Genomic DNA, 15,501 nt, shown 5'->3' with positions numbered 1-15,501 from the left:
TTTTTTTAGCCATAACAGCAGATAGATCGTCTATTTTAGGTCAGTTTTATTCTTTAGTCAATTTCAACGGTAGACTGTCTCGGGAATCGTTACTTTTATACTCTGTCAAAGTTCCGTAAGAATGTCAGCAAAATCAATGAAAGGGTTCAATCAACTCAAAACTATTGTTTTAGCCGTTGGCCTGGGTATTTTTTTAAATGGGTGTTTACCCGCCCGCATCCCTAAATCTACCGTCCCGGCAGGTTCAGGCTCTACCGAACCCTCCCGCGATGATAATCTGGCGCTGGGTAATCCGAGTGCAGCCTCGGTCGATAACCCTAATAATTACCTGATGGTCAAGTCAGGGTATGTGCTATCCTACAACCGAAGCCGGGGTATCGCCAACTGGGTAAGCTGGCACTTGAGCTCGGCCTGGAAAGGCGACAGTCGCCGAACCAATGACTTTCGTCCTGATGCCTCGCTGCCTTCGGGCTGGTACGCGGCTAAACCGTCGGATTACACCAATACCGGCTTTGATCGGGGTCACCTCTGCCCATCTGACGACCGCGATGCTACGCCGGAGGAAAATGCGGTTACATTTCTCCTAACCAACATCGTGCCACAAGCTCCCAAACACAACCGGGAGGTATGGAAAAATTTGGAAGACTACGAACGGCAATTAACAACAACTGGCAACGAAGTATATGTGATTGCTGGCACATGGGGCGTTGGCGGCACGGGTCAAAATGGCTACGCCAGTACACTGGCCAATGGAAAACTAACCGTTCCGTCTACCCTATGGAAAATCATTGTGGTGTTACCGACCGGCTCCGATGATGCCGCCCGCATATCCCCTAACACCCGAATTATTGCCGTCAATATTCCAAATAACCAATCGGCGGCCGATAAGCCCTGGCGTGCCTACATAACGAGTGTCGACGATCTGGAAAACCTTACCGGCTACGATTTCCTGTCGAATGTGCCCGTTGATATTCAACGTATCATAGAACGGCGAATTGACGGCGGCAACAGTTAACAAAAAGCTACCCGTTCCCCAGAAATCACTCATATCCGGGAACGGGTAGCTTTCATTCTTTGATCAACAACTTAGGCAGTGGCTACCACTACCCGAGACCTAACCGGTACACCCGGCTTTTGCTCTGCCGGGGCCTGAATGCGTTGTGTTCGGCGACGTAATAGGGCCATGGCATCGTTGTCATCGGTAAAAGCGCCATTGACGTTAACCATGTGCCTGGCCAGTACATCGTATTTTTTGCCCATCAGCAGGAAAAAAACCTGCCCAAAATCTAACCCATCAAAGATGATGGCTTTGTTCTGAGCGTATTTATCAATCGTTTTCATAAAAAACGTTGGATGCTCTGTCCAGTGCATGGCTGGCCGTACGTGGTGGCTGATGTGATAGCCATCATTCCAGCACTTTCTGTTGTACTTTACGTTGATACAGGTAAGGCTGTTTTTGTAAGCATTACCCGGATCTTCGCCATCCACAAAGGCGTGTTGCGTCCAGTTGCCCACCATGGCGATCAGCCGATACACGAACAAAGGAAAAACAAACACAACGATCACGGCAGGCCAGCTTACAAAGCAAAGACCAATACAAACCGCGGCAAAGACAAGCTCACCCGTCATGGCCCGAACCGCTAATTTAGGGCGGTTTTTCCGGCGTAGGTAGCTTAACAGGTTTCGCACCCCTATCACAAAGAATCGACCGAAGTAAGCCATGAAACTCCGAACGCTATCGCGCTGAAATGTCATCGTACTGCTATCATCGTCTTCAAGATTATTCTCCGGATGGTGCATACCGATATGATGGCTGTAGTATGTCTCGGGTGTATGACCAAAAAACGGAGCCAAGACCCAGGGCAGGTAGTAATTCATCCAATTGTACTCGGACTTAAAAAACTGCCGATGGCTTGTGCAGTGAAGCATAAGGCCAAAAGGCCCTTTTACACCGAAATTACTAAAACCAAAATGCAGGACAGCAACTGCCCACCAGGCCCAGCCCGTCAGGAAGGGCATAAACAGCAGGACGCTTAAAGGAATCAGGGTTAGACTAATTCGTAGGGTAAGATAGATAAAGGGCAGGTCACGCTCATCTTTGATATACTGGAGAAAGAATCGGTCAAGCCGACTGTAATCACGGTCCGTGAAAGTGGGGTCGTGTAGGGTGCTCAGTACCTTCATGTATACGTATTAAGTAAGGTTAAAGGAAGTTAAGGAATATAAATAAAAAGGTTCAGACCGTTTCAATTTCGCTTTGGACGACAATAGAAACCGTCTGAACCCTATTAGTATGTTAACGAAATTAAAGGGTTCGAATTGAATTTCACCTCTTTAAATTAATTTTATTTTTAACGGACCGGTATAACGGCTCAGCGCATCTTCCGGTGATACACAGAAAAGTTGATACTGACGTACGAAGCAGTTACGGCGGCTAACTTACTCACTAATTAGCTTGCGACTAATACTATCTACTATCTTTTGAGCGATAGGTACCAGGAGTGCACCCAGTACGACCCCAATACTATCGGCAAAAAGATCGGCCCAGTCGGCGCTGCGGTTGATTGGCAACAGGTACTGAAGAACTTCGATAAGCGCCCCAAACCCAACGCCAACAACAACTGCCGTAACCAATTTGAGCCCGGCCAGCCGCCAGAGAAGGGTGAATAAAGCGAATATGGCAAGGTGCTGCATCTTATCATTCCAGTTCACCAATTCGTCCGGTAATTCGGAATGAGGAGTCAGACAGCCAATCAGCATGATCACTGTCCAGACAATGGCCAGCCAGCGGAATAGGGTTGGAGTTAGTTTCATTTGGTCGATTTCAGCCCATTGGCTGTGAGGAAGAGAAAGAAAAGAATAAGACTAAGCAAATAAATAACGTTCCGCGAGTCGACAATGCCCCGGCCCAGTGCCCGATATTGCTCATCGAGTGCCACCAGCGATAAGTAGTAGGATAGGCTTCCTACGGCTGACAGTCCCGCCAGCGCGCTGAGCCCTACGTAGAGCAAGAAACAAAAAAAGACGCCCAGCACAAAGGCAACGACCTGATTGTCATTGAGCGAGGAGGCCCATAACCCGATGGCCACGAATACGCCAGCCAACAGGATCAACCCAATATAAGAGCCAAATACACCCGCAGAGTCGATATTACCAACGGGCAAGCCGAGCTGATACAAGGTCACATAATACACCAACGTTGGGAGGAGGGTCAGGAGGACGAGCAACCAGCTCGCCAGAAATTTTCCGCCTACCACGCCCCATCGGCTCACCGGTTTGGTCAATAACCATTCGAGCGTACCCGATCGTACCTCATCTGCAATGGAGCGCATGGTAACGGCAGGCACCAGAAATAGCATAACATACGGCGTCAGGTTAAAGAACGTCCCCAGATCGGCATAGCCGTTTTCCAGCAGGCTCGTATCCGGAAAAACCCAGAGCAACAAGCCAACCGCCGTCAGAAACACGCCCATAATGATGTAGGCGATGGGCGACGAGAAAAATTGGTTAATTTCTTTACGGAAGATAGCCAGCACGAAAGGACAATTTATGGTAGTCGGTTTTGGGTCGTCAGTTACGGGTTTCGGCAGTTACTAAACCAACAGGAACAGCCGAAAACCGTAAGACCCACTTACTCAAACGGATTTGCTTTGTTCCGGCGTATGAAGGCGGCCACAATTAGCGACAGCAGAAAGCCAACGATTATCGTCCCAAAAACACCAGCCATGAACGTAAAGCCAGGCGACTGAAGCTTCGCTGACCATTCCATCGCCTGATCAATTGATTCATCCGACATCGTCCCCTGGGCTTCCAGCTTTTCGCGCGCTTTTTCCATCGCCCGCTCCTGAACAGTAGGGTCGATAACCACATTATAAAACGTACTGAAAGCAGATGACAATATACCCGCCACCGCCGAGAGAAGAGCACCAATGCCCAATCCTTCGCTGTAGCTCATGTATCCGCTGTTAAGCGTTCGGTAATCCCGCATCGACAGGATCAAAAGAGCCACCATTGCGCCGAGGGTAAGCCCGGTGAACAACGGATTGGTCGACTGGTCAGTCAGGTACATCACCAGCGTGATGGCCATCAACACAAGGCCCAGAATAGCGCCCCATTTCAGAGCAGTACGAGCGGTAGAGGGTTGGTCATTCATAGTCGATTAGGTTATTGCATGATGCTATAGTCCTGCTTACGGAAAATAAGCGAGATAACGAGTACCGGGAGTACAGCCAGCGCTGTTTTTTTGGTCAGTTCGTCGGGGAGCAAAACACCGGGTTCCATCGTTGATACCTTTTCCCACTGCTGGGCGAACGTTTCGGGGCCAAACTGGTCGGTAATCTGCTTCTTACCTTCCAGCAGAAGCTTTTTGGAATTCGTCACGTATTCGGCAAAAACACCCGGATCGATCTGTGTGACAAATAGATAAATAAGCCATCCTGTTACCAGAGCCGCTACCGTATTGAGCACGTAGCCAATCGTCAGCCCTTCCCACAAATGCAGTTGCCCGTGTCCTACATATTTCCGGTAATACCAGATCGTGGCGAGTATCGTGATAATATGAATGCCGTAATCAAGCACCCGGATATTGCCCAAAGCCGGTACGCCGATAGCGTATAGACCGAGAAAGTAAAGAAAACAGAGAACACCCGTGGCCAACCCGGAGAGCAACGGGATTTTCAACAACGGGTGCGAAAAATAAGCAAGGATACTGTTCATACGGTAGGAGTAAATTGGCCCCGATGCACCGTGCCAATGACGCGGCCAGTGAGCGTCTGGCCCAGAAACGGTGAGTTTTTTGATTTAGAGTGTGTCCGGTCGTATGTCCAGGTGCCGGTTGGATCGAATAAGGTCAGGCTGCCGGGTTGCCCTTCTGCAATGCTTAAGGCCGGAAGGCGCAAAATATGCCGGGGCCGGGCAGCCAGTTTATCGATCAGTTGCGCCAGAGTCAACCCTCGGTTGTGGGTGATGGTGCTGGCGAAGACCGTTTCGAGTCCCGTTATGCCAAAGTCAGCCTGATCGAATTCCAGGTTCTTGCTTTCGGCATCCTGTGGTGTATGATCCGACACAATGGCATCGATGGTCCCATCGGCCAAACCTACCCACAAGGCCGCCACGTCGTCCGGCGACCGAAACGGCGGATTGACTTTCAGGTTTGTGTCGAAGCCCGCCAGCGCCGAATCATCGAAAACGAGCTGGTGAGCTGCCACATCGCAACTAACAGGCTTACCCTTTGCTTTCGCCTGCCGAATCAGCTCAACCGATCGAGCGGTGGAAATGGTGGAGAAATGCAAGGCTGGTGGCGTCGCGCCGGGCGCGGTTGTTTCCAGGCCATCGGTATTCGACTCCTCACTCGTTACGTAATCCAGCAACCGCAGGTCGCGCTCAATCATCAATTCCTCGGCTACAGCGGGGATGCCCTTTAAGCCAAGCAACGTACTCTGAATCCCTTCATGCATCTGACCAAACTTAGTCAGGAGCGTTTCTTCCGGGCGATTCATGAGCAAACCATTGACAGGTTGCAGATACTGCAGGGTTTTGAGCAGCAGATCCGGGTTCTGGAGCGGATGATTACCATCCGAAAACGCAACGGCCCCACCGTGGTGCAAGTCGAGCATTTCCGTAAAATCTTCTCCGGCGGCTTTTTTGGTCACCGCAGCAATGACGTGAATGCTAACGGGCTGGCCTTCGGCCATGCGCTGAACATAGCCCAACGTTCCTTTGGCATCAACAACAGGCTGCGTATTGGGCAAAACGGCAATATCGGTGAATCCACCGGCGGCTGCGGCCCGGCAGACGCTCGTCAGGTCTTCCTTGTGTTCGTAACCAGGGTCTTGCGTCGACACACGCATATCAACCCAACCCGAGGAAACATGCAGGTTATCCGCTTCGATCACCCGGACAGTAGCATCGACAGAAATTTCTTCACCAATTTGACGAATCAGGCCATTCTCAACCAGAATATCACGCACCTGTCCATCGAACGGTGAAGCAGCATCAACAATATGGGCAGAACGAATCAGGAGTTGCATGAGGAACTCCCCTCCTCTTTTTTCAAGTGAAGGGGCCGAAGTAAAAAGATAGTTTAAAAAAAAGGCCCCTTACGGAGCCTTCTGGTATTCAATACGTGTAATCAGGCACCCACTAACTCCGCATACGTGTCGGCGGTTAATAAGCCATCCTTCTGCGATGCGTCAGCGGGTTTCAGGCGAATAATCCAGCCTTCTCCGTACGGATCGCTGTTGAGCAATTCGGGCGATTTTTCAATGGCCGGATTCAATTCAATAATTTCACCTTCGAGTGGCAAAAACAAATCTGATACGGTTTTGACAGCTTCGACCGCGCCAAATACATCACCTTTGGCAAGCGATTGGCCAACGGTAGTTACGTCGATGAAGATAATGTCGCCCAGTTCATTTTGTGCGAATTCCGTAATTCCAACCACGGCGGTACCGTCAGCTTCGATCCGAATCCATTCGTGATCCTCCGTATAGCTTAGTTCTGCAGGAAAAGTCATTGTAGGGGAATTGATTTATGACCACAAAATACGGTAGATGGGGCCGGATTTGCAAACCGGATTTGGTGACGAAGCCGCTCCCTATCGGTTTTGTCCGTTTACAACGTTACTTGGCGGCTACCGTCGACTGGTTCGGCGAGAAATTGGCAACCCCTAACCGATCACCACCCTGCCGCTGAATCATCCATTGCGGATAAGGCATGGGCGTGGCACTGATCTCATCCAGTTGATCCAGTTGTTCAGTGGTTAAGCTTACGTCCACAGCCTTGATATTGTCCAGCAGTTGATCCGTATTTTTAGCCCCGATAATGACACTGGTTACACCCGGCTTTGCCAACACCCAGGCCAGCGCAATGCGCGCTACCGAAACCCCATGTGCGTCGGCAATGGGTTTCATCGCGTCGATAATATCGTACGCACGCTCCTGGTTGACGGGCGGAAAATCGAAACCTAACCGACGCGAATCCCCGTCGGGTTTGTTATCGCGGGTGTATTTGCCGGACAGGAAACCACCCGCCAGCGGGCTCCAGGGCAGAATCGCCATCTGCTGATCCAGTACCATCGGCACGATCTCATTTTCGAGATCCCGGCCCGCAATGGAGTAGTAGTTTTGGGTAGAAATAAATTTCGACCAGCCGTACTTATCCGCAATGCCATTGGCTTTCATGACCTGCCAGGCAGCGAGATTCGAGCAGCCGATGTAGCGTACTTTCCCGCTTCTGACGACGTCTTCCAGGCCGCGCATGGTTTCCTCCAGGGGCGTTATCGGATCAAAACCATGAATTTGGTATAGATCAACATGGTCTACCTGCATCCGTTTCAGGCTGCCTTCCAGTTGCTGCATGATTTGCAGACGACCCAGCCCCACCTGATTTTTACCTTCGCCCATCCGGCCCCGTACTTTGGTGGCAATCACGAGTTCATCCCGCGACAGTCCCAACGATTTGATTGACTGTCCTAACAAACGTTCCGACTCACCGAATGAATAGACATTGGCCGTATCGATGAAATTAATGCCATTGTCCAGCGCGGTTTTAACAATATCATTGACGGCGTTCTGCTGAAGTTCGCCCATGGCTTTCCAGTAGCCATTGCCGCCAAACGTCATAGTACCAAGGCAAATTTCGGAGACCAGTACACCCGTATTACCAAGCGAATTATAATTCATAGTATGTTGGTTAATTTGTCTTGAATCAACCGGCAAATGAGCGGGATTGTTAATCGACGACTTAATTAACCAGCTACCCTACTCCGCCAGGTTGAACTTCACCTGCACACCACCCGAGGTAGTAGCCCGACGGAATGAGTTCGACACGAGCGGATCGTTGAAGGTCCGGTCGAAGTAGAAATTGAAGTTCAGACGACGGCTGACGATGTAGCTGACTTGTGGACGCAACTGAAAATTCACGTTCCCCGCCGTAATGATCTGCTCGGCATCTAGTTTCCGCTGAATGGCCCGCGTGTCGCGCAATGTCAGGTTGCAGGAAAAAGTCAGGTCATTTTTCAGCTTCTTATAGGCACCGTTTATTTTGAACGGGATGCGCATATTCTGCCGGGTAAACCCAACCGAGGCCGTCAGATCCTTGTTGCTCAGTTCGGCTACCTGCGAGTTGGAGAGGCTCATCGCAATATCGCGGCTCTGGTTGTACTCCAGCCGCCCGCTGATCCGGTTTTTCGTCTGGAACTGTACCCCAAGCATCGGCGCAAATTTTTCCGACATAGTTATGGTACTCATCGCAAAGACGGGAACGTACTGCCCTAGCTGATTGATGGAAGAGGCCATTTGATATCCTTGCACAGCCAGATTGACGTAGGCAGCCCCGTAATCCAGATTGGAAATAAAATTCCCGACACTGTACGTCGATGAATAGCTATGATTGATGGTGAACGAGCTGAACCGCTTCCGAATAAATCCTAAGCCCGACAAACCGTTGTACGCAACCTGCCAGTTTGGAAGCGGAAAGTTATAGAAGGGCGACAATTGTGCTTTCTCCTTCGGTTGTCCGCTGTAGGCGGCAAAAAAAGCGGGTATCAACACATCCTGCGAGGTTTTGTCATAATGCCCTGTCTTCTCCGGATTGGCAGCCGTTAGCTTATCGATAAAGTATTGTCGGTATTCCTCAAATTTATCGAAAATGGGCGACGTGCTGTTGCCGCGCAAGCCAATAAAGGCGGTTCGGAACGACCAGAACGACATGCTGAACTGCCCGTTACGCACCGCCGAGAACGTCTCAAACGGACCGCCCTGTGCGCCTGGCCGGTAGTATTCCTGATACGCATCCGTACGGTCCAGGCGCCAGTTGATTTGCATCCGGAAATCCTTAAATGGCTCCAGAGTCGTGCTGGCCGTAAACTTTTTGGTAATGTTTTGCTGGAAAGCGGTATTGAGTATGGTGCTCGGCGACAGCCAGCCTTTTTCAGCGGCTTTGTAAGCGATATTATGATCCTGGCTTCCCAGCACAAATCCCAGTCCGGGGGCGTTTTCGGAACTTAACCCAAACAGTTTGGGCGTGGGCAGAAACCCGGGCAAAATCGTTGATTCCTGTAAAGAGTACGAGAAGTTGATACCCCGCACCGTAAGCAGCGCCCGCGTAAAGTTTTTCAACACTTTGCTTTCCCCCCGAACAATATCTTCAATATCGCCGGGGTTGCGGGCGAAGTTTTTGCGAATGGGCGCGGGTGTATTGGCAAAGCGCAGGTACCTAATTTTATTATATAGTCGAATCAGGTCGACTCGGCCAGTAATGCCCCGTTCGCGGTCGTTGCGGAGTATGTTTCCGAACGGCACGCCCAGCGAATCGACAACGCCGAAAGAGTTGGCCTGAAACTGGAAGCCCACACGATACACCGCATCGGCAGCCACCCAGTCGAGAAGCGGAATCTTGTCCAGCGGCAACCGGTACGTGGCCCGAATGTCCTGCACGAAATTTTTCATCCGACCCAGGTGTTTAATGCTGTTGATGATCGAGTCCCGTTTCGCCTGGGTATTAATGTCTCCCGCGGGTTCGTCGATAATGGCATTGGCCTGCGCATGATAGGTCAGCACCAGGCTGCGGGTCAGGTTCCAGGTAAGGTCGTAATAGCGATTGAACAGGAAATACTTCTCGTACTGCGGCACTATACCGTTGGTTGTCAGGTCCGATGAGCGGAGTTGTGTTTTAATAAAGCTCCGGTCCATATCCGTTCGGATAGATACCAGCGTAGGCAGCAATGTCAGGTTAAAATCCTTTAGCCAGCGCAGGTACGGAGCCTCGAACGAGGCCACATTCCGGAAGGGCTCAAACGCCCTGGGCTGCCCGCTGAAGGTGTATGCAATACCACCCCGATGCTGTTGCTGGAGGTATTCCTGGGTAAGAATATTGGTTCGTTTGGCATCGTTGAACGCATAGGTGAACGCAAAATTTTCGAAATCCCAGAAGTGCGACTTGGCATTTGGGTTAGTCTTCACTTTTCGCACGTTCGAAAAATTATACCCCCGGCGCGTCGTATTGTCCTGAACCAACTGCCGGTAGCTATCCCGCTCATTGTCGGCTTTGGTCGACAGGGATGTTTCCAAAGGCGTATCGGGATCCAGCGGATCAAAGTGTGGATTTACATTCCGGTGATCATAGCTGACGTACAGCGGAATGCGTAGCCCCCAACTGGCTGGGAGAAATTTATCGATCGACAGCGCCGATGAGAACCCGAATTCGGAGGTGGTTTCGAGAGCCCGGTCACCAATGCGCGTCTGTACGCCCCCGAAGCCAAAGGTCGTAATTCGGCCCGAAGCCGTCAGCGTACCAATGTCGGCCAGTTTCATATTCAGCGCGCCAATAGCGGCCATGCCCGAATGCTGGTCATAGCCATAGGCCCGGAACTCATCGACCCAAACGGTAAAGGATAGGGGCCGTTCACCGTCACCCGCAATTTTTGGATTCCGTACGCCAATCATAATGGACTGCACCGAACTCAGATCAGGGTTGCCCACCACGGTCAGTATATAACGCTGGTCCGCCGATGGTTCGGAGTAAGGCAGTGATGTCCGGCGAGTGAGGAAACGGTTGCGGTTGGCTTTCAGGTTAATCAATTCCTCCAGTGCCAAGTCCAGTTCATTGGCCGCAGGCCATACCGTTTCAGGATCAGAATTATTGGGGGGAGTTGCCGTCAGATCCCGAATCTCGATTTCGTAATAGTTGTCCGTATAATCGGTGCCAATCCGCACGAATGTCGATACCCCTGGCTTACTTACGTTATCGGGGTTGTGCATGTGCACGAACATCCGGATACGCTCCCGGAATAGCAGATTGAAATTGGTATTCTTGAACGCACCACGCGAATCGCCATCCCGCAGATTCGTCACGCTTAAACGCATCGACTGCTCGTTCAACTCGACAACGTTTGGCTGCGTGTAATCGCGGTCACGCTGGTAACCCGGAGGTACCGAATAAATGTATTTATCACCACCGGCGGCTGACGTCTGCGTACTGCTGTTCTCTTCCACGTTAACCGTAGAAACGGTGAAGTTGGCGTCGTATGGCTCCGGAACTTCCTGCAAACCGCGCTGTGTCAGATCGCCGGTGTACTTACGATACTGGTTAGCTTCCATCTGCAACTCAGCAAACCGGAGTACGACGGGTTCGGCAAAATCGGTCAGGTACATCCGCATAAAACGCATCGACTTGAATCCGTTGATGCTCCCCACTTTTCGCAGCGGTTCGCGAATCGGAATCCGAAACTGGTACCAGGTGACAACGCCCCCCGGCGCGCCCTTTGTCGGCACAGATACTTTATCGACAATGTATTTCTGACCAACTTCCAGTTTGCCCTGACGCAGGTCTACTTCATATTCATAATAGGCCTCGTTGTCATTGATCGTATTATCGATGTTCAGATCTTCAATATCGGGAAGTGTAGACGAAGCTGGGGTTAGGAACTGATTGGTGGTGGTGTTTTCGGGCGAGTTGTTTTCCATACCCATAAACCGCTTGTAGCGCGCCACGAGGTATTTCTGCTGGTCGGCTTCTTCACCCAGGTAGAACTTAAAGTCATCACCCGAGGGATCCGCCTGGATATCGGCCAGCGCCTGTGGGTCCGTTACCCGCAATTGAATGGCCCGCAGGTAATTCTGAAAAAACTCCTGCTCAGATGTAACGCCTGCTGGAATGGTAGGCTGGCTGCTGAGTCCATCCAGACCGATATCCTGGCGATCACGAACCCCGCTCTGAAACGCATTGGTAACGAATTGCTGGGTAGGTGCCTTTCCCCAGTTCGTGGTTTGAACCGTACCATAGCGCGAATCGGTGTTTTCGGCGCTGGCAGGAAATCCGTTTTCAAATTCGTAACGACCATCTTTTATAACGTCTTCCGAAATATCGCCGAGGTTAAACACCAGTTTACCACCCGTCGTGTTGTTTGTGTTTTTGGCGTCGACATTGCTACCTCGTATCACCCCGGCTGATCCCGGAACAAAAGGGTCCATAAGCCAGAACGTGACGTTCTCGATATTGGCATTATCGAAATCAATATCCGAAGCGATAGCCCGTGTTACAGCCCCGAAATTCTGTCTTGGGTTCGGCAGGTTTCCGCTGGCATCCAGGTTCGTATTGTAGTTATACATTCCCCGTTCGCTCGGGAAATAAGCTACGTCCAGAATACTTTCGGGCAACTGCACCACTCTGGCCGACCGACCCGGAAACAAATCCTGTGGCAAAAACGGACGCTCATACACGTGAGCATTTACGTCGTCCAGGTCAATGTTTGACGTGACGCCCAGCGTACCCGTTGAGCCGAAAATACTGGGGTCTACGGTATAGACCGAGATACGGGCGCGGTTATACGCAAACGGCAACGGATCGGCAAATGTCCCCTGCGGAAACTGTTGCGGAGTGGCGCCTAATCGCCAGCGGGTTGGTTGACGGGTCAGGTCATAAATGGTCCGGGCTGCTTCAAAATCATCCAGGTAGCTCTCGTTCCGTGCCTTCTGGTTCGTGCCGGGGAAGAGTTGCGCGACTTCGGCCGTTAGCTGAATCGTCGATAGCTCCTTAGTCTGCACGCCCGGCAGCGCATCCAGAAAACGCGTTAAGCCCGGCGAATCCTTTCGGATAGTTGCATTCAGCCCCAGGATGGTATTGTTGACGGGCTCATTACCCAGTGCGACGCGGGTTAGGAAACCAGCGGGCGTTTCTTTCATGTGCATGGCCGTCAGGCCAACGCTTACATCCCGATTGATGGCGTAATCCAGACGCGTACCGATCAGCGTTCTGATCTGATTCTGGAACAAATCCGGTTGCTCGTAACTGATCCGAATCTCGCGGCCAGAATTGGTTACACTCTCATTGATAATTCGCAACCGCCCCGTTTGTGCTTCAAAAACATAATCCTGGGAGGCCATCAGCGGCACGCCACCCGCTGTAACGGTGATCGACTGCTCATTTACACCGAATGGCAATTGCACCTCTGCTCCATTACCCGATTGAAACGACCCTTTCAGAAAGAACTTGTTTTTATCCGCAATCTGCTGGGCATCGGTCTGGGTCGTGCGGTAAAGCTGATCAAAAACGTACTTGGCTCTTAACGATGGATCGTTGCCAAGTCGGGTGGCCAGGTACGCGCCGAAGGGCTCCAGAGTCGGAAAAATGATTTTCCCATACCGGCTATCGATGGTAAGATTCTCGACGTAGTCAAAGTTACCATCGGGCTGAGCGTCCAGTTGCTGGTTGAGTCGGTCCATGCCAAATACCTGTACCAAGGGTATATTCTGGATGGCTCCTTCCTGTAAGTTCGGGTTATCGATACCCGTTACGTCGTCTTTGTAGATGATGCGTAGCTGAAACCCTTGCCGGGTGATTTGCGCCGTAGGCAGGGAATAGATATTTTTCATCATCAAATTCCACATCGGCAATTGCAGGTTGTTGCGCAGCGTAGCCGACTTCAACAACTTCAACACCAGCACTTCTTCGGGTCGGCGGGACTGATAATCTTCCGTCAATTCACCCACTTTATAACGTCGGCCCTGGTAGGTGTACTCGTAGGCTACAGCCAGAATTTCATCGTTACGAAGGGGCGTTACCAGCGAGATATAACCCAGGTCGGGCTGGAGTTTAAACTCGCGATCGGTCAGGCGTTTAGCCCCCCGAAGCAGGTCGTAGTCCGTACCTTTGGCCAGTTGATACTGGCCGGTCAGAACGTCGTTTGTCCGATCTACCTGCCGGAGTGGATTGGCGCCATCAGCTGTCAGTTTGTTGTACAGACTGTTCGCGGTATTGTCCGACGGCGTTCGGTTATTTCGGGAAAACGGTGGTAGGTTCGGATTGGTCTGACTGTAGGGGTTTCCTTCTCCTAAATCCTGAAAACCAACAATGTTACGCAGCGACTCGGTCGTGTTGGTCCGGTTCGTTACATACACCTCCACACGGGTCACGTTTACCCCCGAGGTTACCTGCGGCAACGTCTTCAGCGAGGCTTCGTAGTTGGCCCGAAAAAACTGCGACAGGAAGAAATGTCGGTTTTCGTCGTATTGATCGGCCCTTATTTCGTAGGGTCGGTTGGAGGTGCCTCCCCGCAAAACAATCTCATTCTTACGCGACCGTTGCTGGGAGGCAACCAGTGTCGCATTCAGTTTACCGAACCGCAATTGGGTTTTTATACCAAACAGATTCTGTACACCCGGAATCAGCTGACTGTTGACTGCCCAACTGATGTTGCCGACTTCAAGCCCTTGGAGAATGCTTTCGTTCTGGGGCGTAAAGGTGGGCGTCGAACCCGTCATTCCTGGCAAACTGGGTGCGCCCGGCAGATTAGGAACACTCGGCAGGTTAGGCATACCGGGCAATCCCTGTCCTGTACCAAAAGCCGGCAAACCGCCACCCGGTTTGTAATTGAGTTTGAGCGCGTTCTCAAAGTTGAAACTGGCCTTCGTATCGAAGTTAGCCAGCACACCCAGCTTCTCCCCAATCTTGCCGTTGAAGTTGATATTGATCTGCTCATTGAACAGGAAGTTCCCATTCCGGCGTTGCCGCACGGGAAGAACCGGATTGTCGATAAATTGATAGAGGTACCCGAAGTCGAGCGTGACAAATCCGTTGGGTTTAAAATCAACCTGGCTACCCCCGAAAAGCCGGTCGATAACGGGCGGCAGTTCAAGCTTAGGCGACAACCCCCGCCCGCTTAAAGCACTCTGTCCATCGCGTTTGGCGCTATACTCCCGCAGGATATTCTGTCCAACGCGCTGGTTCTGAAGCTGATTATAGGTCGAAAAGGGAATTGTTTCGGCGGGGCGGTATGGTAAGCCGAACTGTGAGGGGGGCAAAATTGACACAGGCTGGCTGGTAGTGGTTGTGCCTGCTCCGCCGGTACCCGATACAGGAGCAACCGACGTGGCCGTATTGCTCATGGGTGCCCCCGACAATGACACGCCCGTGCGGACGCGTTCCGTTACGGCAATGCCGCCATCCGGTCCAAGCCGAAAATCGGTCGATACACCTTTCGGATCACGAAGTATAAAAGGTGATTTAGACGGTCGTTCCGAGAAACGCGTGGCACGCCGGTCAGGCCAGTTTACGGTTGGCCGTCGGTTGGCACTCCGCAAGGCACGAATGCTATCATTTCGATCCTGAATGGCCTGCTTCGCCGAATCAGCCCGGGCAATTGCCCGGCGACGTGCGTCGGCACGAGCCGAGTCAGTTAGCGCCTGTTGCCGGCGGGCTGCAGCACCGCGTCGGGCGGGCGCAGGTTGGTCCTGCCCTACGCTTACGCTCAGCCCAATAAGTAGCCAGCATCCCAGCATCAACCACCCGTTTGGCATAAACAGGAATCGACTGACAATAGGAATGAGGTGGCTAACGACAGAACTGTGAACAAAGTAGGGGTTCACCATTGAAGACACTGTAAGGTTCAGAATTAGTAGCGAATGGGACGTTCTTCTATCAAACGGCCAGCAACAGACCAATCGTCTGTTGCCAGAGAGATTTTTTAACTAGCCGTTTTGTTTAGATTCAGCATAAATAATA

At 51.5% G+C, this 15,501-nt stretch carries 10 protein-coding genes; 1 reads left to right on the top strand and 9 read right to left on the bottom strand.

Annotation, left to right across the window (positions count from 1 at the left end):
• Positions 1-121: 121 nt before the first annotated feature.
• The gene (locus tag ACYU8Y_RS23250; RefSeq protein ID WP_460940537.1) at positions 122-1,015 is read left to right on the top strand and encodes a DNA/RNA non-specific endonuclease; all 894 of its coding nucleotides are present in this window, start codon (positions 122-124) and stop codon (positions 1,013-1,015) included.
• A gap of 71 nt (positions 1,016-1,086) precedes the next feature.
• Here the strand turns inward: ACYU8Y_RS23250 and ACYU8Y_RS23245 are convergent, their stop codons facing one another.
• The 9 genes from ACYU8Y_RS23245 to sov form a co-directional block, all read right to left on the bottom strand.
• Positions 1,087-2,184 carry a fatty acid desaturase family protein gene (locus tag ACYU8Y_RS23245; RefSeq protein WP_460940536.1) on the bottom strand — a complete coding sequence of 366 codons (1,098 nt, stop codon included), beginning with the start codon at positions 2,182-2,184 and terminating at the stop codon, positions 1,087-1,089.
• Positions 2,185-2,439: 255 nt separating this feature from the next.
• Positions 2,440-2,814, bottom strand: coding sequence for a VanZ family protein (locus tag ACYU8Y_RS23240; RefSeq protein WP_460940535.1), 375 nt, complete (start codon positions 2,812-2,814; stop codon positions 2,440-2,442).
• Positions 2,811-3,536, bottom strand: coding sequence for a gliding motility-associated ABC transporter permease subunit GldF (gene gldF / locus ACYU8Y_RS23235; RefSeq protein ID WP_460940534.1), 726 nt, complete (start codon positions 3,534-3,536; stop codon positions 2,811-2,813). Before gldF ends, ACYU8Y_RS23240 begins: the two co-directional genes overlap by 4 nt.
• Positions 3,537-3,631: 95 nt before the next feature.
• A complete protein-coding gene (locus ACYU8Y_RS23230; protein ID WP_460940533.1) occupies positions 3,632-4,153 on the bottom strand; it encodes a DUF4199 domain-containing protein in 522 nt (173 codons plus the stop codon).
• An 11-nt stretch (positions 4,154-4,164) separates the two neighbouring features.
• The gene (locus tag ACYU8Y_RS23225) at positions 4,165-4,716 is read right to left on the bottom strand and encodes a DUF4199 domain-containing protein (protein WP_460940532.1); all 552 of its coding nucleotides are present in this window, start codon (positions 4,714-4,716) and stop codon (positions 4,165-4,167) included.
• Positions 4,713-6,029, bottom strand: a complete 1,317-nt coding sequence (locus ACYU8Y_RS23220) for a dihydroorotase (protein ID WP_460940530.1) — start codon at positions 6,027-6,029, stop codon at positions 4,713-4,715. Before ACYU8Y_RS23220 ends, ACYU8Y_RS23225 begins: the two co-directional genes overlap by 4 nt.
• Before the next feature lie 101 nt (positions 6,030-6,130).
• Complete coding sequence (gene gcvH / locus ACYU8Y_RS23215; protein WP_460940528.1) at positions 6,131-6,514, bottom strand: glycine cleavage system protein GcvH; 384 nt, start codon at positions 6,512-6,514, stop codon at positions 6,131-6,133.
• 106 nt (positions 6,515-6,620) lie between these two features.
• The gene (locus tag ACYU8Y_RS23210; protein ID WP_460940527.1) at positions 6,621-7,682 is read right to left on the bottom strand and encodes an aldo/keto reductase; all 1,062 of its coding nucleotides are present in this window, start codon (positions 7,680-7,682) and stop codon (positions 6,621-6,623) included.
• 78 nt (positions 7,683-7,760) lie between these two features.
• Positions 7,761-15,368 (bottom strand): T9SS outer membrane translocon Sov/SprA, encoded by a 7,608-nt coding sequence (gene sov / locus ACYU8Y_RS23205; RefSeq protein WP_460940526.1) that lies wholly within the window; start codon positions 15,366-15,368, stop codon positions 7,761-7,763.
• Between the last annotated feature and the right edge of the window lie 133 nt (positions 15,369-15,501).

The sequence above is a fragment of the Spirosoma humi genome, assembly GCF_054776575.1.
The sequence above is the reverse complement of the archived record's forward strand: the minus strand, read 5'-3'. Positions and strand labels throughout refer to the sequence as shown.

Bases quoted from the DNA above. Each gene is read 5' to 3' on its own strand.
- ACYU8Y_RS23210 (WP_460940527.1), bottom strand. From the start codon at position 7,682: ATGAATTATAATTCGCTTGGTAATACGGGTGTACTGGTCTCCGAAATT.
- ACYU8Y_RS23225 (WP_460940532.1), bottom strand. From the start codon at position 4,716: ATGAACAGTATCCTTGCTTATTTTTCGCACCCGTTGTTGAAAATCCCG.
- ACYU8Y_RS23220 (WP_460940530.1), bottom strand. From the start codon at position 6,029: ATGCAACTCCTGATTCGTTCTGCCCATATTGTTGATGCTGCTTCACCG.
- sov (WP_460940526.1), bottom strand. From the start codon at position 15,368: ATGGTGAACCCCTACTTTGTTCACAGTTCTGTCGTTAGCCACCTCATT.
- ACYU8Y_RS23230 (WP_460940533.1), bottom strand. From the start codon at position 4,153: ATGAATGACCAACCCTCTACCGCTCGTACTGCTCTGAAATGGGGCGCT.
- ACYU8Y_RS23250 (WP_460940537.1), top strand. From the start codon at position 122: ATGTCAGCAAAATCAATGAAAGGGTTCAATCAACTCAAAACTATTGTT.
- gcvH (WP_460940528.1), bottom strand. From the start codon at position 6,514: ATGACTTTTCCTGCAGAACTAAGCTATACGGAGGATCACGAATGGATT.
- ACYU8Y_RS23245 (WP_460940536.1), bottom strand. From the start codon at position 2,184: ATGAAGGTACTGAGCACCCTACACGACCCCACTTTCACGGACCGTGAT.
- ACYU8Y_RS23240 (WP_460940535.1), bottom strand. From the start codon at position 2,814: ATGAAACTAACTCCAACCCTATTCCGCTGGCTGGCCATTGTCTGGACA.